The 18,742-nt window shown below is 45.2% G+C and carries 14 protein-coding genes and 1 other RNA gene; 3 read left to right on the top strand and 12 right to left on the bottom strand.

Going from position 1 to position 18,742, the window contains the following annotated elements:
- Positions 1 to 97: 97 nt before the first annotated feature.
- The 5 genes from A3EU_RS0126050 to gldA all read right to left on the bottom strand — a co-directional run bounded on the left by A3EU_RS0126050 (position 98) and on the right by gldA (position 5,710).
- Positions 98 to 1,102, bottom strand: a complete 1,005-nt coding sequence (locus tag A3EU_RS0126050) for a DUF4340 domain-containing protein (protein ID WP_020539126.1) — start codon at positions 1,100 to 1,102, stop codon at positions 98 to 100.
- 366 nt (positions 1,103 to 1,468) lie between these two features.
- On the bottom strand, positions 1,469 to 3,190 hold the full coding sequence (gene gldG, locus A3EU_RS0126060; protein ID WP_020539128.1) for a gliding motility-associated ABC transporter substrate-binding protein GldG: 1,722 nt from the start codon (positions 3,188 to 3,190) through the stop codon (positions 1,469 to 1,471).
- A 72-nt stretch (positions 3,191 to 3,262) separates the two neighbouring features.
- Positions 3,263 to 3,994 carry a gliding motility-associated ABC transporter permease subunit GldF gene (gene gldF / locus A3EU_RS0126065; protein WP_020539129.1) on the bottom strand — a complete coding sequence of 244 codons (732 nt, stop codon included), beginning with the start codon at positions 3,992 to 3,994 and terminating at the stop codon, positions 3,263 to 3,265.
- A 106-nt stretch (positions 3,995 to 4,100) separates the two neighbouring features.
- Positions 4,101 to 4,793 carry a hypothetical protein gene (locus A3EU_RS0126070; protein ID WP_020539130.1) on the bottom strand — a complete coding sequence of 231 codons (693 nt, stop codon included), beginning with the start codon at positions 4,791 to 4,793 and terminating at the stop codon, positions 4,101 to 4,103.
- Positions 4,790 to 5,710, bottom strand: coding sequence for a gliding motility-associated ABC transporter ATP-binding subunit GldA (gene gldA / locus A3EU_RS0126075; RefSeq protein ID WP_020539131.1), 921 nt, complete (start codon positions 5,708 to 5,710; stop codon positions 4,790 to 4,792). The genes A3EU_RS0126070 and gldA overlap by 4 nt, the downstream gene beginning before the upstream one ends.
- Before the next feature lie 275 nt (positions 5,711 to 5,985).
- Between gldA and A3EU_RS0126080 the strand changes: the two genes are divergently transcribed.
- The 3 genes from A3EU_RS0126080 to A3EU_RS0126090 all read left to right on the top strand — a co-directional run bounded on the left by A3EU_RS0126080 (position 5,986) and on the right by A3EU_RS0126090 (position 9,539).
- Positions 5,986 to 7,566, top strand: coding sequence for a S41 family peptidase (locus tag A3EU_RS0126080; RefSeq protein ID WP_020539132.1), 1,581 nt, complete (start codon positions 5,986 to 5,988; stop codon positions 7,564 to 7,566).
- Positions 7,567 to 7,658: 92 nt separating this feature from the next.
- Positions 7,659 to 8,174 carry a hypothetical protein gene (locus A3EU_RS0126085; RefSeq protein WP_020539133.1) on the top strand — a complete coding sequence of 172 codons (516 nt, stop codon included), beginning with the start codon at positions 7,659 to 7,661 and terminating at the stop codon, positions 8,172 to 8,174.
- Between the two features lie 30 nt (positions 8,175 to 8,204).
- Positions 8,205 to 9,539, top strand: a complete 1,335-nt coding sequence (locus A3EU_RS0126090) for a type III secretion system chaperone family protein (protein WP_020539134.1) — start codon at positions 8,205 to 8,207, stop codon at positions 9,537 to 9,539.
- On the opposite strand, the gene A3EU_RS0126095 is transcribed toward A3EU_RS0126090, so the two are convergent.
- The 7 genes from A3EU_RS0126095 to pepT all read right to left on the bottom strand — a co-directional run bounded on the left by A3EU_RS0126095 (position 9,536) and on the right by pepT (position 18,726).
- Positions 9,536 to 10,516 (bottom strand): dipeptidase, encoded by a 981-nt coding sequence (locus A3EU_RS0126095; RefSeq protein WP_020539135.1) that lies wholly within the window; start codon positions 10,514 to 10,516, stop codon positions 9,536 to 9,538. The genes A3EU_RS0126090 and A3EU_RS0126095 overlap by 4 nt on opposite strands.
- 111 nt (positions 10,517 to 10,627) lie before the next feature.
- Positions 10,628 to 11,007, bottom strand: a transfer-messenger RNA (tmRNA) gene (gene ssrA, locus A3EU_RS33520).
- Between the two features lie 649 nt (positions 11,008 to 11,656).
- The gene (locus A3EU_RS0126105) at positions 11,657 to 13,324 is read right to left on the bottom strand and encodes a glutamine--tRNA ligase/YqeY domain fusion protein (RefSeq protein WP_020539137.1); all 1,668 of its coding nucleotides are present in this window, start codon (positions 13,322 to 13,324) and stop codon (positions 11,657 to 11,659) included.
- A 246-nt stretch (positions 13,325 to 13,570) separates the two neighbouring features.
- Positions 13,571 to 14,416: a hypothetical protein gene (locus A3EU_RS0126110; protein WP_020539138.1), complete on the bottom strand. Its 846-nt coding sequence runs from the start codon at positions 14,414 to 14,416 to the stop codon at positions 13,571 to 13,573.
- A gap of 107 nt (positions 14,417 to 14,523) precedes the next feature.
- Entirely contained in the window at positions 14,524 to 16,371 is a 1,848-nt protein-coding gene (gene argS, locus A3EU_RS0126115) for an arginine--tRNA ligase (protein ID WP_020539139.1), read from the bottom strand.
- A gap of 91 nt (positions 16,372 to 16,462) precedes the next feature.
- Positions 16,463 to 17,005 (bottom strand): P-loop NTPase family protein, encoded by a 543-nt coding sequence (locus tag A3EU_RS0126120; protein ID WP_052331340.1) that lies wholly within the window; start codon positions 17,003 to 17,005, stop codon positions 16,463 to 16,465.
- 488 nt (positions 17,006 to 17,493) lie between these two features.
- Positions 17,494 to 18,726, bottom strand: coding sequence for a peptidase T (pepT, locus tag A3EU_RS0126130; protein WP_020539142.1), 1,233 nt, complete (start codon positions 18,724 to 18,726; stop codon positions 17,494 to 17,496).
- Positions 18,727 to 18,742 lie beyond the last annotated feature (16 nt).

The following is an 18,742-nucleotide window of genomic DNA, read 5'->3' on the forward strand; positions in this document are numbered from 1 at the left end:
CTAATAGTTGTCAAACTAATGACTTCATATAGTTACCATAATTTCTTTACTCTTGCTACCAAACTCGATGAAGCTGGATGAATTTTAGATATAATTACTACTCGTAGAAGAAGTCGTAAGCCCACAGTATTTTACTTACCATTGGGTTTTGTAAGATCATGAAATCATTGGCGTGGGTGAGGCCGTAATAACCTGTTACTTCCGTCGGCTGAGTAGTTGTACCTGTTTTAGGGTCAACGAAGGGTTTACCGAAGATCGGGAACAGTTGCAGTGATTGAGTATCCTCGTTTTTAGTATCTACGGTAATAATGGCAAAGGGTATCTGTTGGGTGATTTCATCTCTTTCTCGGTTTAGGTTGTTGAAGCCGGAAGCGATGATCTTTTCAAAGTTATTACGGTAGGCCTGAACTCTACTGGGCTGCAAAGGTTTTTGTATACGGGGTGTCAAAGGGTAGAATGGTTCTACTTTGGCAGCTTCGTCATAATCGACCCTAAAAGACTTGTTTTGTTGTTTAGGATATTCAACACTAACGCTGGTGATGTTTTCCGGGTTTAGTCGGAAGATGGTACGATCTCGCCAATCATCGCCAATAAGGTTGTAGCGGAAACGGAGGTTACCTTCCCAGCCTGGAATTTCGGCTACGTACGGTTGTTCTGCACCATCAAGAATGATGTGTGTACCTCGTTCATCATTGGTTGCACCACCAATGTAGTAGGTTTTTAGCAGTTCGTTATTCTTACCGTATATCTCTACCTTGATACCTTGGGTAGCTAAACCATCAATCATATTGGGGATGGCTGCGTCAGCAGGTTTGAAGCGCATCCGTATTTTGTCAACAGCTGTGAGAAGGTTCTCTACCGCATCTGGTCGAGCAGGGTATTCGTCGTTGTACACCCATCCGGAAGATGTACGGGTAAGGGTCGTACGGTTGCCGTTGCGGTCACCCAGGAATACCTTATAGACATCCTCTCGAGGTACGGAGAATTCCCGGTCTGCACCAACCACGGAGCTCACTGTCCCCTGCTTCTCTTCGCTCATTAAAAAGTAGGCACCAGCACCTAGGATTACTACAGCGACTAATAAAATAAGGGTACGATTCATTAATTTTTTTATTTGTCCGCAAAGGTGCGGGCTTCCGCTGGTTTATCCAAACCAGATTGAGTGAAAGTGCCGACAAAGGGGGTAGGGAATAGGTTTGATCCAGTAGAGTACGATGTATCTCGGCTGTGTAGGTGTCAACTGAGTGGTGATTATATTTTTCGAGTTAATGTGGCGACCAGCCAGTTTAGCAGGGTAATTCCTACAAGTACCCATAAAATGGTTTCAATACCTATATAGGTCGCAATGGTTGATGTACCTCCTGGAATAATACTGGTTGCAAAGCCAACATGCTCGAAGCCCTGAATGACTAGATGCAGTAAAATGTAAATAACAGCCACCCTAATAGCCAAGTATGCATTTAATATATTATTCTTTGCCTATTGTCCCATATTTCCTCCGACGCAGCAGGAAGTAGACCAGGCCAAACAGCAACAAGAGCGCTACAGGGATCGCTATATTTATCACTCTCCAAAATGTAGCTTCCGCCTCGGCCCGCTCATTATTGAGCATACGTAGGCGTACTTCCTTACCGCGGGCCTGGATGATCCCCCCGTCGTCGAGCAGGTATTCCAGTGCATTGAAAAGGAAGTCTTTATTTGAGAATTGGTATTTCTCGAAAACATTATACCCGAGGGGAACAACTGATCCATCGGGACGTACAGGGTTAGCTACAACGTCTCCATCTGAGACGACAATCATAGCATTAGGAACACTTTGACTTTGATACTCTACGCCGATATCTTCTAAGACCGCCAAGTTTTCAGGCGTAAGCCTATTTTCGTACATACTAGAGAAAGTACCTTCTAGTAGTACCCCCATGACCAAAGAGTCCTGTTGGAATTTGTTTGGATCAAGGTCGTAGCGGAGAAAGTCAAAATCGAGACCAACAGGTAGTTTCTGATAACGGGCAGCATCACTACTCATTAGCAGGATGGTTTTATCAATAGGCGTTTTTGTCCGCGGGGAAAGGTCAATGGAGCTGGGGTAGAAAAGGTTGACTGCTTCTAGGCTACGTACGATGGGGTGGTTACTCTGCGGCAGTGCCAGTACATGGTAAGGATAACGGAAAAGGTCAAACTGAGGTGCATTACCCAACATACCAGTAGCAAGGGGGATACGTGTACTACGTAGATCTTGTACCAAATCGTCATTAAATCGTAGCCCGTAGCGGAAGAGCAGATCGTCGATGTTAAGGTCGTAAGGTTTGGGGTAATACTCCGGCCGGCCTTGCAAACTATCAAGGTCTACAGCTACGCGGTCGAGGAGCCACATGACCTTACCTCCGTTCATGACGTATTGGTCAATTTTAAACTTGTTGTTATCCGAGAAGGGCTGAGTAGGTTTTGCAATAATTAATGCAGAAATGTCTTGAGGGATCACAGCCACACTGTCCATCGCCAAGCGGCCTACATCGTAATAGGTCCGGAGTTCTTTTTCCAAATCAGCCGTTTGGATAGGCGGAAGTTCTCCTTGTCCGGTGCTGAATGCAATGATTTCGCGATAAGAGCGGTTTAGTTTTTGAATAGCATTCGCAAACTTATATTCTAAAAGCGCTACGGCATTGTTTAGCACCACATCGCTGGGCACGCCGGGGATTTCGTTTTCGAGAATGTTGACGTAAACAGAGCGCTCCCCTTTATAAAAAATAGCATAGGGAAAAATCGAGGTAGTAGAAGTCCCTTCAACGCCTTTTACACGAAGATTGACAGGGACGATGCCCTCTTCTTTGTATTGCTCTCGACGGGTGTTGATTTCGTCGACCGTACCTTCGTTTGGATTATAGAACTCATATTCAATGTAGGGCGATTCCGAGTGGAAATCTTCGAGCATCTCACGGGTAGCAGATTGTAAACGCTTAAATCCTGCCGGGAATTCGCCCTCTAGTAAAACGCGAACAAAGATGACGTCTTCCTGTGCTTCGAGCAAGGTTTCCGTGCCCTCTGTGAGGGTGTAGCGTTTTTCTTCAGTCAAGTCCAAGGCGCCATAAAGTGGGCGTCCCCCCATCCGGCTATTGGCCACGATGTTGATTAAAAGGAGCACTCCTAAGCCTAGAAAAAACTGAATGATGGTTTGTGTCTTACGATTCACGCTAAGGGATTTTTGTAAAAACGTAATGGATTACGTCTGCATGCAATTGTGTATACCTCTGATTTTGGAGGGTTACCATTTTCTACGCTCTAATGCCAGCATAGAGAGGAAGAGAAAAAAGCCGGAAGCACTCAGAAAGTAGATGACATCGCGGGAGTCTATCACCCCACGGCTTAGGCTGTCATAATGGTAAAGCATCCCCATCATTTGTACGACATCATCACCCTGGCCTATGAAGATAGGTAAACGACTGAGGTAGTCGAAGCCCCAGAAAAACCAGAAACACATCGCTGTAGCTGCCAGGAAGGCTACAATTTGATTACGGGTAATTGAGCTGGCAAAAATGCCGATGGCTGCAAAGCCTCCGGCCAGGAAAAGGAGGCCGATATAAGATCCAAGGATTCCACCCGAGTCGAGATTGCCACGGGGCGCTCCCAATTCATACACCGTATAGTAGTAAAAAAGGGTAGGCAATAAGGCAAAGGCAATCAATGCAAAACTCGCGAGGTATTTGCCCAAAATGATTTGCCAGTCAGAAATTGGACGGGTGATCAGTAGTTCAATCGTTCCGCTTTGTTGTTCTTCGGCAAAAGTACGCATGGTGATTGCCGGAATAAGGAAGACGAAAATATTAGGCGCCAGTGCAAAAAGCTGGTCGAGCGTAGCAAAGCCATAATTGAGTAAGCTGGTGTCGGGAAAGACAAACATAAAAAGTCCCAATACTATCAGGAAAACACCGATAACAATATAGCCGATCAGGGAGCTGAAAAACAGATTAATTTCTTTGCGAAAAATACTGAGCATGAGCTTCTTTTGGTTGAATGCAACTTGATTTTACCGTACAGGTACCAAGTAAATCATAGTCACATAGTATTTGCAAAAGTACAAAAGCAGCCGCGTTTGTACTAATCTAATTGGTGAGTTCAGAAGGCGCAGGCAGATAAATAGGGTGGCGATCATCATAGATGAGTAAAGTACGCTGGAGGCGTTTTTCTGCATCTTCTATAGAAAGGCTTTCCAGTGATTTGGTCAACGCAGGGTCATCGGCCATCAGTCGCATGAGGTTCATCCGGTCAAAGGGGCTGGTTTCGCCAGTAGCCAGGGCCAGAACGCGCTCCGTGAGCATGGGTTTTTCGCGGATTACATTTTGCTGCCGAAAGGGTATTCCCGTCATTGGGTTATAGGCTTTTATCAAGACGGTATCCGGCTGGTTTTGTTCATAAGCGAAATAGCACAAACGACCACGAACCCGCAAGCCTGCATAGACCGTGAAATTACGGATGGTATCCACATAAGCACGGGTATAAGCCAGGCCATTGAGGCAAATGAAATCTATGTTTTGCAACGCAACAGGAAGGTCGGGGCGACCTTTAGGGTACAAGTTTTCGACTTTTAGAATATACTCCTCTTCTTGTACAACCAGGTTTCCGGCCAGGGTTTTGAAAGTAATATTGGGCTGGTTGGTTCGCAAGGCTTCGGCATTCGTATAAAGGCCATCGGTAAAGCGAAAGTTGACATCCACCAAAACGCTGTCAGTAGCGGCTGTTTGTGAATACAAACCAAGAAAACAAAATAATAAAACCAGGTTCAAACCGTACTTCATGCCTTCGCTTTTTGTTCCGTTAATTGGCGGAATACATCCTCGATACTCAGTTCATCGCGGCGCAACTCTAATAAAGGAGCCTTTTGCGCCACCGCTAATTGAAAAACAGCTTCGCGGATATCTTGTTTGCCTACGGAGGCTAATCGCCAGCGGTCTTTCCCAAATGATTCAACCGTACGAACCCCGGAGATTGCAGCGAGGTCTGCCTTGGTTACAGGCTTCGCAAAAGCAACGGTTACAATCGTTTCTCCTTGTAATCGGGATTGTAACCTCTCGATAGGATCGTTGGCCACGAGTTTTCCCTGGTTGATGATAATAACCCGGTCGCAGAGGGCTTGTACTTCCTGCATAATGTGGGTAGAGAAAATCACGGTTTTCTTTTCACCCAGCTGCTTGATAAGGCTCCTGATTTCTGCCAACTGATTGGGGTCGAGGCCAGAAGTCGGTTCGTCAAGAATGAGCACTTGCGGGTCGTGAATTATGGCTTGAGCCAAGCCCACCCGCTGGCGGTAACCTTTGGAGAGCGCTCCAATAGGTTTATGCTGCTCACGGCCCAGCCCGGTCATGTCAATAAGCTCATTGATACGTTTTTCAGGTTTGGCCAACTTGTGGATGCGAGCGACAAAAGTCAGGTATTCCCGCACGTACATATCCTTGTAGAGGGGGTTGTTTTCTGGCAGGTAACCAATCTCGCGTTGAGCGGTCAGGGTATCTTCCACGACATCAATCCCACAAACCGTCAATTTCCCCTCGCTGGGGGGCAGGTAGCCGGTAATCATCTTCATGGTGGTGGTCTTACCCGCACCGTTAGGGCCTAGGAAACCAAGGATTTCTCCGGGTTTGGCTTCGAAGGCAATATGATCCACCGCGCGTTGGGTGTCGTAAATTTTCGTTAGTTGTTCAACTTGAACTGACATATCTAGGCTTTTGCTGCCGCAAAAATAGCAGGTATAGTGGTAACAATGCAATTTGACTAAGCCAAACCCCTTTTTGTCTGGTAAATTTTGACTTTAGGGTCTACAACGTTACAAATCAAAGGAGCGTATATGATCACGAAGAGTTGGTAGGCAGAAAAATTGTTCAAGAATGTTAATTTAGAGCATATATCTTGCAACGTCCCATCTGCTAGACGGTCTTTTTTTGTGTAACTACTAAAAGTAACTTTTTAGGGCTATGATTAAAATAACTATTAATGAGACTTTTTATGCTTTCGATTCTTAATAAGAGATACAATACTTTTTTTCTATTTTTTTTCCTTTGCTTTGTTTCAGGGTTAGCACCTTGCGTTAATGCACAGCCCCTTGAACAGATTACGGATGAACAATGGAGAACAGATATTGATTTTTTATATGAACAGTTACTAAAAACAGTTCCAGATATAGAGGATCGCCTTAGTGAGGAGGAGTTACAAGCTAAAGTAACAGCTCTGAAATTAAATTTGCCCACTCTGGATGGTGTCCAAACGGCCTTAGCCCTTCAAGAGATACTTAGTTTAGTAAAGGACGATGGATGTGATATCTATCCTTTTCAAGAGGTTTTAGGTAGTAAAATACTGCCACTGAAGACCTATTTGTTTGCTGACGGACTTTACATCTGTGATGCAAGTGAAAAATATAGCAATCTAATCGGGCAAAAAATAGAAACAATAAACAAGGTTCCTGTTGCCAATGTTTTGCAAGCAATGAAAGCCTTCTCTCCTGCCGATAATCACTACTTTCAGACTTACTTGTTTCCTTTTTATTGGCAAATCGATACCTGGTTGGCAGCAGCCATGAAGACTCCTATGGCGGAGGAGATAACTTTAGGGGTTGCCTCTGGTCAGGAGGCTGTTGTAGTGTACGAAGAAGTTTCAGCGTATATCAAACTCCACCGTCAGCTTGCTAGCCACCGTCAGTTAAACTCAGTTTCTATACGGCACGAGAGTGAAAATTACTGGGTGGAATACCTGGTAGAAAAACAAACATTATTTGTACAGTTTTTGGCCATCACTGATAATAAAGAAGGAGTATCATTTAAGCAGTTTGTAGAGGAAGTAGAGACGGCAATTAAAACGTTGGAGGTAAGTCGGTTGGTCATTGATAATCGTTATGGCGGAGGTGGGAATGGTTTTAAACTAAAACCATTTACAGATATGATCGCAGAGAATGAGGGGGTGAATCAACGTGGCAAATTATTTGTGCTTACAAGCAGGGCAACCCGTGGCACTGTACTAGAACTTACCTCGATATTGGAGCTCAATACCAAAGCAATTTTGATTGGAGAACCTACTGGCGAAGGGCCTAATATGGTTGGCGATACGAAGGTTATTGAATTACCAAATTCAAGGCTGCGCATTTCCTTAACCAATAAATTTTGGCCAACCAGTTGGGATGCAGACAATAGGTCAACTATCGTTCCAGAGGTAAAGGTTGATTATCTTTTCAAAGCTTATCAAGCACAGGACGACCCTTGGGTAAATGCAGTTCTTGAGTACGAACATATTCCAATAATCATTGAAAAAACGCAGTATAACTTAGTGAAGCATTTGACTGGGAAATATTCAATAGCAGGTGAAACTATTGATGTTTTTGAAAAAAATGGACAATTGTTTGCTACCTCAAAGCGTAGAATGAAGAGCTTCTTTGAGTTTAATACCCAACTTTATCCACAAGAGGATGGTGTATTATCGACGGATATTGAAAATGTGAGCGTGCTATATAAAATCGGAGCCAATGGTAAGCCGGAGTTGTCGGGTATTAACTGGAAAGGAATTGATTTACAAATCAATAGTTAGGTTATTACATTAGACTTCTTGCTGTAAAAGTTAATTAGGTTAAGGAACTGACTTAGAATTAGTATTTTTACGAACGGACAAAGTCTATAAACATGAAATATTTACCTCTTCTCCTTTTTACCCTACTGCTCTGGGCTTGTGATACCCCAAAACCCAATGCAGCGACTAGTGCTGCCCCTATGGCAGAGGCCGCCTATGTTTCACCTAAAGTATACACTGTAAAGGAACCTCTAGCGGGCTTGCCTGCTGACTCTATTCCTGTTTCTTATTCCATCAAAGGTGTGGCTCAAGCTCCTGTCGGATTCAATGGCATGATGGGCGAATGGGTGGCTGCATATGATGAAAATGAGGCTGTCAGGTTTTTGCCAGGCAAATATGTTTCCTATTATAAAGGAGAAAAAGTCGTGGAAGAAAATATGACATACTATCAGATTTGTCCAGAAGAGTGTACTGGTGGCCAAGGGCCGGAATTGCCCTGTTTTGTGCTATCCAGTGCCTATGAAAAAATGTGCTTTGCTATTTTGAACCAAACTGACGAAATGTTGGAATTAAGTCTGTTGGGCGCTGATGGTGCCGTACTGACCTATCACCGAAAACAAGCCAACTAAGTACAAAGTACTTGGTGTCAAATAAAACCTATGAGCTTTTTCGAACGCTGGTTCGGTAATAAAGATGAAGCCAATGCTCAGCCCGATATTCGTTTTGGGCGCTATAGCGACTCCTATAAGTCTACTGACTGCTATGACGCTTGGGATGCAGCGCTTACTGATTTTGAAAACGGTAAGTATCTGGCTTCCTACGAGCAGTTTCTTTATTTTTTGAGAGACGAAGAAGAAGAGAATGTCGTATGGGAGAAAAGTGAACAAGGCCTCGCGTTTGAATTATTTCAGGGCAGTAAAAGAGTAGTTGGCTGGGCCACACGCCAACGATTAAGAGTAGAAGCTCGGGTAGCAAGAATTAGTGCTCCTCGGCCAGAATTGCTAAGGAGATTGGTCGAACAGAACTATTCGCTCAAATTTAGCCGTTACGCCCTTGATCCTGATTATCATATCACCGTGGTATTTGAAACAGATACCATTGACGCCTCTCCTTATAAGTTATACTACGCCCTAAAGGAGGTCGCGACCCAGGCCGACAAGCAAGACGATCTACTGCTAGAGGAATTTGGCCACATGGAGCCCGTTGATAGTTCTCATTTGAACCCGCTATCGGAAGAGGAGACCCACATCAAGCACCAGTATATTGTCAAGGAAATTCGTAGAACACTGGAGGAAGCCGAAAATGGTGCTCTTGACCGAGAGGAATACCCCAGTGGTACAGCCTGCTTATTGCTGTCGTTGATTTACAAGCTGGATTATTTGACAAAGCCTGAGGGGTTTACGATGGAAGCACTGGAGCGCATTCACCGTCGCTTTTTCTCCAAAGACACGGCGATGAATGTTCAGCAAAAAAATGAAATGATCATCAGTGAGCTGCGCAGCTTACTCGAACGCTCTGAAAAAGAGTACAGCCGGGAAATGTATCAGGTGAAAACGACCTTCGGAATTACTGCTCCGGTCACCCACGATCGTATCGTCAACCTTATCGATTCTGAGCTACACCAGATGGACTGGTACAAAGAAAATGGGTACTACAAAATTGCTGCTGCCTACCCTTGCTATATCGTTGGTTACAGCCTGTTTATTTATGCTATACCGCAGCCTGATCGCGAGTTTTTCCATTTGTTTTTTCGGGTAACGGAGCCAGCTTATTTCAAAAACCTGGGTTTTCAACCTAATTACTGCGACCCAGAAACGAAACAACTGGATAGCAAAGCCATCCGAAAGGCTATTGATCAAATTGCCAAGAAACACCGCAGTCGCTATCCACAATTACGGCCTTCTGTGAGCGCCCTTTCTTTTGATAATTTGCTCGATTTCTCGCGGACCTTTTTACTCATGATTCGGGAGCTGGATCTAACAAGGCTAGATTAACTCCAAAACGTTCGAATAAATCGTTCTGCATTCCCATGGGCGAGCGCTTGCAGTTCCTGTTCGTTTACCCCTAGCTCCTTTAGTTGTTGTAGAATTTTTGGATACTGGCCAGCATCCTCGTATTCTGGAAAAAAGAGAGGCTGGCGCTCCGGAGCAGGGATACCAAGACGGTAGAAAAAGTCGGCACCAAAGGCCATACACTTAGGCGCATTGGCCAAGCCGTAGCGAATATGTTCCAACAAAGAACTTGGTTGATCACCATCGAGAAACAAGCGCAGAAAATTGGCTCCAATTAAACCGTTTCTATTGACGATTTCCACGACCAGCTCGGAGGGTAAATTGCGAGAATGATCCCGTAAGATGCGAAAGTTGGAATGACTGGCGATTACCGCCAGGTCGTAGCGTTTTTTATCAATATAATTGATGATGTCATAGGCCATCGCATCGCTGGTATGCGACAAATCTACGGGGATATCTTTTTCGGCCATGTAGTCGAGCAAAGCTTCTCCGTCAGGTTTTAGTCCAACGGTGCTATAGTTGCCGCCGCCAAAACGATTTTCAGTGTGGTGGGTGATCGTAATGTAAAAGAGCCGCTTGCCAATATTTAGAATGTTGTCCAAACGGGCAAAGGCAGTTTCCAACGATTCCTCTTCCGTGGCAAGAATACTGGCGTTTTCGATAGCTAGCGTGATACCTATTTTGTCTTCTACTGGCTGGTCGAGTTGCTTACTATCAGTGAGGGCAAAGAAGGCTGGCTGTTGCAGCAAATCCTGGTAAGCCTGCAGTTGTAGCTCGCCCCAGTGTACACTCTCGGCACCTGTGGTAGCAAAGATGGCTAGTACTTGATGTTTTACATTTCCTTTTTGCAAATAGGGCAGGGTCACGCCAATATCCTCTGTAGCAAGTATGCTGGCCCCTGGTGCTTTTGCCAGGTAGAGGAGGAGGTCGCAATGAAGGTCTGTGATATTCAAATTCATGGTAGGAAGGTAGTTTTCTTGAGTTCAGCCAAAATACCAAAATGGAGAATTAAATCACTAGCATTATGGAGATAAAAAAAAGCGCCGACCAAATGGTCAGCGCTTTTTTTGTAGTGGAGACGCCGAGAGTCGAACTCGGGTCCAGTGAAAGCACGATAGAGCCTTCTACATGCTTATTTCCCAGTTAGATTTTCGAGCCAGTGGTAGGATTGGAAACCCTCCTAGATACTGACCTTATCTCCTGAATTTCGCATCGCACTCGGAGCCGGGTGGTCAACTAGTCTAAAGGTTTGTGTTGATATGCGGCACGCTGTGTATTAGACGTCAAGCGCACGGCACAACGGCTTTCTAATTCCTAGAATTAGGCAGCCATGGCGAACTGTGAGTTGCCATTTGAATTGGTTGATAACTATTTGTTAACGGAGATAAGCCATCATACTCCGGCATGCTTACTAAACCGTTCACTTTCCTGTCGATGCCATTACGTCCCCAGAAAAATGAAAATGGACACACTTTTGCATCCAACTACAAACATAACATTTTCTGCAAGGGTAAAGTTCCTTTTCTAGGTGTTTTCTTTTGGCAACTTTTTTTGCGTTAACAGGGATATATACAGAAGAGGGCTACGGTTCAAGTATTAGACTTGTTCTGCTGGAACCATTTCGGGGCAAATCGCGCCTCATCTTCCCACACTGTGTCTTTTTTGAGTCGCTTAGCTAAGGCTAGGCTCCTCAAAAAAGGCTTCACGTGGTCGATAATGCATCAATTTTAGCTGCGCTGATCGCCTTTGGCTCATAGTTCCCACCAAACTGCCCCATAGAACAAGTCTAGTATTAGCGCGAAAGGCGAAGCCTGGAGCTCGGCGGATCCCGTTCATCGGGAGAGCAGGACAAGGGGTGGTAGCGGTATGCAATGCGCAGCACTGCATGAGAGCGGACGACCCGGTGCCGTAGTGGCGTTTGCAGAGCAACGCTAATACCGGCATGGCCCCTAATAAACAAGAAGGCGGATATATAAATAGGGCAAACTTGAGTGAGGTTCTAGTCCCCGTTTTATCAACAGTGAACTAGAACCTCAAGGAAGGCATCAGTGCTGGAATTCCTGTACCAACCATCTAACGAATCAACCAACTAACGCTTGTTACGGCTTGTAAGAACCTTTCAAAGTCACGGTTTGGTTGAAGACAGGTTTTGCTTCTGTTGTGTCTTCATCTGCGGCAAAGTACCCCAAGCGCATAAACTGTACACCTTCTCCTGCTTTAGCTTTACTGAGGCTAGGTTCTACGTATGCAGTAATGGTTTTCAGGCTCTCTTCATTGAAGAATTCCAAAAAGTCTTTGTCTTCGTGGCTGGTAGGCTCAGCGTCGGTAAATAATCGGTCGTACATCCGTACTTCGGCTTCAATCGCCTGGCCTACACTCACGAAATGTAAGGTGCCTTTGGCTTTGACACCAGAGGTGTCTTCCCCGCTTTTGCTATCAGGATAATAGGTGCAGTAGACGGTGGTAACCTCACCTGTTGCTGGATCTGTATCGTAGCTTTCGCAATGCAGAATGTAGGCACTCTTCAAGCGGACATTACGCCCTGGCGCCATTCGGAAATATTTGCGGTTGGGGGCTTCTGTTTTGAAATCACCTCGCTCGATATAGATTTCGCGACTGAAAGGGATTTCGCGGCTAGCGCTGTTCTCGTCTTCTGGATTATTAACCGTTTCCAGCATTTCCACTTGCCCTTCCGGGTAATTGGTGATCACCACTTTGAGGGGATCAAGAACAGCCATTACGCGGTCTGCGGATTTATTGAGCTCCTGGCGAACATGGTACTCCAGGCGTTCAATTTCAATAACATTGTCCCGTTTGGTAAGACCAATGCCACGGCAAAAATCAACGATCGCCTGAGCAGGGTAGCCACGGCGGCGCATTCCGGCAATGGTAGGCATGCGGGGGTCATCCCAACCAGTGACAAGGCCTTCTTCAACGAGTTTTAGCAGTTTGCGCTTACTGGTAATCATGTAACTAACATTCATACGAGCAAACTCAATCTGGCGACTAGGGAAAATCTCTAGTTTTTCGATCAACCAGTTGTATACGTCGCGGTGGTGGCGGAACTCCAGTGAGCAAAGCGAATGAGTAATCCCTTCGATGCTATCACTCTGGCCGTGCGCAAAATCATAGAGTGGGTAGATACACCATTCGTCACCCGTGCGGTGGTGGTGTTCATGCTTGATCCGGTAAAGAACAGGGTCGCGAAGCAGTAAATTTGGCGCTGCCATGTCAATTTTTGCCCGTAAAACTCTTGTTCCGTCGGGGAATTCACCGGCTCTCATTCCAGCAAAAAGCGTAATGTTTTCTTCTATCGAACGATCACGGAAAGGGCTATTGCTACCGGGGGTAGTGGTATCTCCTTTCATGGCCGCCATTTCTTCAGCAGTAGAGTCATCTACATAGGCTAAGCCTTTTTTTATCAAGACTACCGCATAGTCATAGAGTTGCTCGAAGTAATCGGAACTATAAAGGACATCGCCGTCCCATTCGTACCCCAACCACTTGATGTCATTTTTGATGTTATCAACGTAGTCGGTTTTTTCAGTGGTTGGATTGGTGTCATCCATCCGCAAGTTGGTCTTGCCGTTGTATTTAAGCCCTAAATCAAAATTGAGGACGATCGCCCGACAGTGACCCACATGCAAAAAACCGTTGGGCTCAGGTGGGAAACGGGTATAAACGCTGCCACCATGCTTGCCGTTTTGGATATCTTCGACAATGATCTGTTCAATAAAATTCAAGCTTTCGCGAGCTTCCGTACTCATGCGCCGACTGTTTTTTTATCTCTGACAACAAAAAAGTCAAAGAATCTTTTTAAAGAGCTGCAAATATACACAGAATGGGTTTGTCCTTGGGAAATTGTCAGAGGAAAAACGATCCTGTATAGATAGGAACTTAATTATAAAAAAATAGAACACTGTAAGAAGGGATTTTTGTTCCCTGATACCTGGATGATCAGCTATTGTCGAGATAGTACTGTTTGAGGAGTGCTATTTTAGTTCCAGGAAACACTAATCTATATTTATGATGGGGCCTCTTCCAAAGCCTAATAAATACCGTATACCTATGACCATAAATATCCCTAAGAAAGCCATAAATAAATAATAAGCCCAAGTAGGTAAGCGACTTTTGAGGTCTTTGGCGACTTGGCGGTCTTCATTCCATACCCAAAGTTCTTTAGTGCTCCCTGGGAATGGTTCCTCTTCTAGGGTACGTTCTGAAAGAACGGTATAACTCTGCCTTCCGTAGCCATAGCGATAGGTAGGCCGGTAACAGGTGTAAGAAGATGATTTTTTACCATTTTTCTTTTGACATACTTCGGTGTCAACCGATACAACGGTCGCTAAAACAGGCTCAGCGTTATCTATATATAGATCGAAAGACTTGTCGTACTGTTCTATGATAAACATAAAAGTAATAGCAACAGCACAGAAGGTCAACCCTGCAAGTTGCTTTTGAAAGGGCTTGAGTAGGAGTATATAAGAAGCAGAGGACGTTAAAAGTATTCCACCCCAAAAACCAAAAACAATCAATTCAATGAGCCAAAATCTTATAGTGTCAGCCCAGTTAATATTTTGATAATCATTGTTATCTATTAATAAAGCTACATTTTTATTCAAAATATAGTCGTTGTAAAACCCATCAATTTCACCTGCTAAGTCCCGGCCTTGAATTCTATAGTCAACCGCAATTTTTCCTTGCATCCCTTTGGTAAAGGTAAACGACTTCATAACGCCCTCTACCTGTACGCCGTTTTGCCATATCACAATTTGGTCTTTGGTATGGACGTGGTAAAATATCGTTAATATGACACCTGTAATGATGAGAAAGAGAAATAGGCTTGCTTTTTGATTCATACTATTATAATATGCTTAAAATCAAAAAAGTAACCCCTTACACTTGAAAAATGTAAGGGGTTATTAAGTACTTGAAGTCTTTTGTGGCACTTCAAGAAGTGCATTTGCTACATCCGTATTGGCATCTCGATGCCGAGCAGCTTCATGCTAAATTCCAGGCTATTGGCTACAGCTTCACTGAGCGCCAACCGGAAGTCCCGAGCTTCATCGCTTTCCGCTTTCAAGATACTATGATCATGGTAAAACTTATGGTAAGATTTTGCCAGATTGTAAGCATACTGTGCAATAGTCGAAGGATCATATTCTTTGGCAGCCTGGAGAAGTATTTCTGGAAAGGAGAAGAGTTGAAGAATGAGGCTTTTTTCCTCTGCTTCCAGCTGCTGGTAGCTATTGGCTTTACTCGCCGCTGCGCCTTCCCATTTCCGTAATACGGATTTGATCCGAACAAAAGCATTTTGGATGTAAGGACCTGTTGTTCCCTGTAGGTCAACGGACTCTTTTGGGTCGAAAATCATCCGTTTTTTGGGATGCACCTTGGTAATGAAATACTTGAGTGCAGCCAAACCTACCTGGTGCATGACCAATTCCTGTTCTTCCGATGTCAGATCACTGAGGGTATCCCGCTCCTGGGAGTTTTGCCGTACTTCATCCACTACTTCTGCGATCAGGTCATCAGCGTCAACAACGGTTCCCTCCCGCGACTTCATCTTGCCACTAGGCAAATCTACCATGCCGTAAGAAAGGTGGTAAAGCCCATTTGCATAAGGTTCCTCTAGCCGCTTTAGTAGTTCAAACAGTACCTGGAAGTGGTAGTTTTGTTCATCAGCAACAACATACACCATCTTGTCTGCTTCAAAATCTACATACCGCTGGTGAGCAGTACCCAAATCTTGTGTGACATAAAGAGAGGTGCCGTCGCTCCGTAAAATTTTCTTTTTATCAAGCTTTGCATCGCTAAGGTCGGCTTCTACAGAACCATCCTCGCAGGTATAAAAGACCTTGTTTTCTAAGCCCTTATCCACCATCTCTTTACCCAGCAAGTAGGTATTGGATTCGTAGTAGAGTTTGTCAAAAGTGACGCCTAGTTTTTCGTAAGTGATATCAAAACCAGCATACACCCAGTTGTTCATTTTCTTCCACAGCGATACTGCAAATTCATCACCCGCTTCCCAAGCCAGTAGCAACTCCCGCGCCTCTTTGCCTAGCTGGCTGTATTCGTTGAAGTAGGTATTTTTGTACCGCTTATAAAAAGCAGTAGCCTCTTCTTCTGGCTTAGCCTTGTCGGCAAAAACCTGCTCACCTTCCTGCGTCGCTTGCCAGTCTTTGTATTCCTCTTTAAAATGCTGTTCGAACAATACATAGAACTTACCTACAAAATGATCAGGCTTGGTGGTGGTCGAGATAGGCGTGGTCTCTTTGCCGTACTTCTGCCAAGCTAGCATACTTTTGCAAATGGCGATACCCCGATCATTGATGATCTGGATTTTCTTTACGTCATAACCTACGGCTTCCAGAATCTGTGCAGTAGACCATCCGAGCAGGATGTTCCGAATATGCCCCAGGTGCAGCGGCTTATTGGTATTAGGCGAAGAAAACTCTACCAACACCTTTTGGCCATTAGGAGCTTGCTTGCCGTAGTCGGCTTGTTCTGCAATATCCAGTAGGAAGCCTTTCCAGTAGTCGTCTTTAACGACCAAGTTCAGGAAACCTTTTACAACATTAAACTCCGCTACTTCGGCTACTTCTTCACTCAGATATTCGCCCAATTCCTGCGCAATGGCTTCCGGCCCTTTGCGTGCTGCTTTGGTGAAAGGAAAGACAACAACAGTATAGTCACCGGCAAACTCTTTGCGAGTGGTACTGATGGGAACTTGAGCAGCGGGAAAATCGGTTTGGTAAAGCGTCTGCACTGCTTCACTTACCTTGTCCTGGATAATCTGAATAATGTTAGCCATAATACTTGGTTTGAGGGCGCAAAGATAAAAAACTGTACCGCTTTTCGGTTGCGCTTGGCAAGGTATAACTGTACCAACGTACAATTAGTTCCTATGCAGGTGATTCAAAGCTATTTATCCAACGGTTTAGTGCTTTGGGAGAACGGAAAACCAGTAGGGTTTGCTGTGGGGGTAAATTTTCTAATCGTCGTAAATGCTCATGACTACGATGAAAGTGGCAAACAATAATGAAATGGAAAAAGCTCAGGCTAAACCGTTCGGGGCATCCTTGTGCCATGTCTTCGCGAACCTTACCATAGTTGGTAAAGATTCGCTTCATGGCCCTATATAGTACCAGCAGTAATGGATAGCGCAAATAAATGACGAGTTCTGCGCGCGGTAACCTCAAATCCCAGGTGCCGCTATAATTACCATCCATGATCCATTTGTCTTGTTGTGCAAGGGCGGTTACTTTCAACCGCCAGTCTTCGGCACTCGGTTCTACCCACCCAGCTTGCCAATATTCCTGGTCGAGATGGATAAGAGGCAAGTCGGAATATTGACCTAGTCGCCTGGCTAAGGTCGATTTCCCCGATCCGCAGCAACCTGCGATCATTATTCTGGAGAAGGTCTTGATGTTGAAGGCAGTAGGCATAGTCAGGAAATAATAAGGTGGAATAAGGAAGATCGTAAGGGGAGCATTTAGACAATAGGTCTACCTTCTGCGTTTCGCCAGAATAGCAAGGAGTTGTAGAACATTTTGGGCGGCGGCATAGTTCCCGCAAAAAGGGAGGGACCCACCCAGCTGCCGGACCGCCGAAACCACCCCCGGTCTTACGACCATTAAGGGCGTGCGTCTATATCTGCTCTGAATACCAGAGCAGCCAAGCAATACGCAAAAAAAACGCTGATTTCACCTATCGACTAAATAGGGGTAGTTCCTTTGATTGTACAGGGATTAAAGTCACCTAATCCTGTGGAGAATTCAAACCTACTGCTTTTTTGTTTAAAGTAAAAATAATTTAAACAAAATAAATTAAAAATCTTGACTGGACTATTGCCATAGGTATGCTGCATAGCGATTTCTTCGGTGTCGCCACGCATCGTTCTGATACCGAAGGCTTACCTATGGCAAAGGCAGGCTTAATTCTTCTCTGCCCACAGCGCCGCCAACTGTATCAGCACCTCTGTTGCTTTTTCCATATCCTGCACCGTCACCCACTCTTGCTTGGAGTGGAAAGCGTGTTCTCCGGCAAAGATGTTAGGACAAGGGAGCCCCATAAAGCTCAACCGTGATCCATCGGTGCCTCCGCGGATCGAACGCTTCAATACCGGCAACCCGGCGCGGCGGATGGCTTCTTCTGCTTTAGCCACTACATCGGGGTGCTGATCCAGCACTTCTTTCATGTTTCGGTATTGTTCCTGCACAACGATCTCACCTGTTGCACCGGGAAATTGGGTAAGGGTCTTGTCAAGAATCGTCTGCATCTCTGCTTCGTGTNCTGCTAACTTTGCGGTTGCAAAATCACGCACAATAAAGCGGATGGTCGTTTCTTCCACGCCACCACTCATCTGCACCGGATGAATAAAGCCTTCCTTATCACTCGTCGATTCTGGCGTCAGCCGGTCCTTCGGTAGTGCGTCTACAAATGCAGCGGCTACCTTCAGGGCACTCACCATTTTTCCTTTAGCAAAGCCAGGGTGGGCACTGACACCTTTAATGATTACCGCAGCGCTGTCTGCTGAAAAGGTTTCGTCTTCCATCGAGCCACGTTTTTCACCATCAACCGTGTACCCAAACTGAGCCCCCAGCTTTTCAATGTCTACTTTATCTACGCCCCGCCCGATTTCTTCATCAGGCGTGAAAAGAATTCTAATTGTACCGTGGGCAATTTCAGGATGCTTGATCAAATGGGCCACGGCCGACATAATTTCTGCTACCCCAGCTTTGTTGTCTGCACCCAATAGCGTTGTTCCACTTGCCGTTACAATATCATTGCCTATTTGCTCTGCCAAGTCAGGGTGTTCTGCCATGCGAATCACAACATGAGGGTCGTCGGGCAACACAATGTCACTGCCGTCATAGTTGCGGTGTACCAGCGGCTTTACGTCTTTTCCACTACTATCAGGCGAAGTATCCATGTGGCTGCAAAAACAAATTACCGGCACCTCATAATCTACATTGCCAGGCAGAGTGGCGTATACATAGCCGTGTTCATCTAGGTGAGCATCACCCAAGCCCAGCTGAATAAGCTCCTGAACCAGCACCCGCGCCAAATCCAGCTGCTTCATGGTGCTAGGCTGAGTAGGAGAATCAGGGTCAGACTGGGTGTCAATCTTTACATAATCTAGAAAACGGTCGAGTACGGTACGCATCAGTAAAATGTTTTAT

The organism is Lewinella cohaerens DSM 23179, from assembly GCF_000379805.1.
GTDB lineage: Bacteria > Bacteroidota > Bacteroidia > Chitinophagales > Saprospiraceae > Lewinella > Lewinella cohaerens.

What these genes read in the sequence shown, in the direction of transcription:
- argS (WP_020539139.1), bottom strand. Translation starts at nt 16,371, where the DNA reads ATGGCTAACATTATTCAGATTATCCAGGACAAGGTAAGTGAAGCAGTG.
- A3EU_RS0126110 (WP_020539138.1), bottom strand. Translation starts at nt 14,416, where the DNA reads ATGAATCAAAAAGCAAGCCTATTTCTCTTTCTCATCATTACAGGTGTC.
- A3EU_RS0126095 (WP_020539135.1), bottom strand. Translation starts at nt 10,516, where the DNA reads ATGAATTTGAATATCACAGACCTTCATTGCGACCTCCTCCTCTACCTG.
- gldF (WP_020539129.1), bottom strand. Translation starts at nt 3,994, where the DNA reads ATGCTCAGTATTTTTCGCAAAGAAATTAATCTGTTTTTCAGCTCCCTG.
- gldA (WP_020539131.1), bottom strand. Translation starts at nt 5,710, where the DNA reads ATGTCAGTTCAAGTTGAACAACTAACGAAAATTTACGACACCCAACGC.
- A3EU_RS0126080 (WP_020539132.1), top strand. Translation starts at nt 5,986, where the DNA reads ATGAGACTTTTTATGCTTTCGATTCTTAATAAGAGATACAATACTTTT.
- A3EU_RS0126105 (WP_020539137.1), bottom strand. Translation starts at nt 13,324, where the DNA reads ATGAGTACGGAAGCTCGCGAAAGCTTGAATTTTATTGAACAGATCATT.
- A3EU_RS0126090 (WP_020539134.1), top strand. Translation starts at nt 8,205, where the DNA reads ATGAGCTTTTTCGAACGCTGGTTCGGTAATAAAGATGAAGCCAATGCT.
- A3EU_RS0126070 (WP_020539130.1), bottom strand. Translation starts at nt 4,793, where the DNA reads ATGAAGTACGGTTTGAACCTGGTTTTATTATTTTGTTTTCTTGGTTTG.
- A3EU_RS0126050 (WP_020539126.1), bottom strand. Translation starts at nt 1,102, where the DNA reads ATGAATCGTACCCTTATTTTATTAGTCGCTGTAGTAATCCTAGGTGCT.
- A3EU_RS0126085 (WP_020539133.1), top strand. Translation starts at nt 7,659, where the DNA reads ATGAAATATTTACCTCTTCTCCTTTTTACCCTACTGCTCTGGGCTTGT.
- A3EU_RS0126120 (WP_052331340.1), bottom strand. Translation starts at nt 17,005, where the DNA reads ATGCCTACTGCCTTCAACATCAAGACCTTCTCCAGAATAATGATCGCA.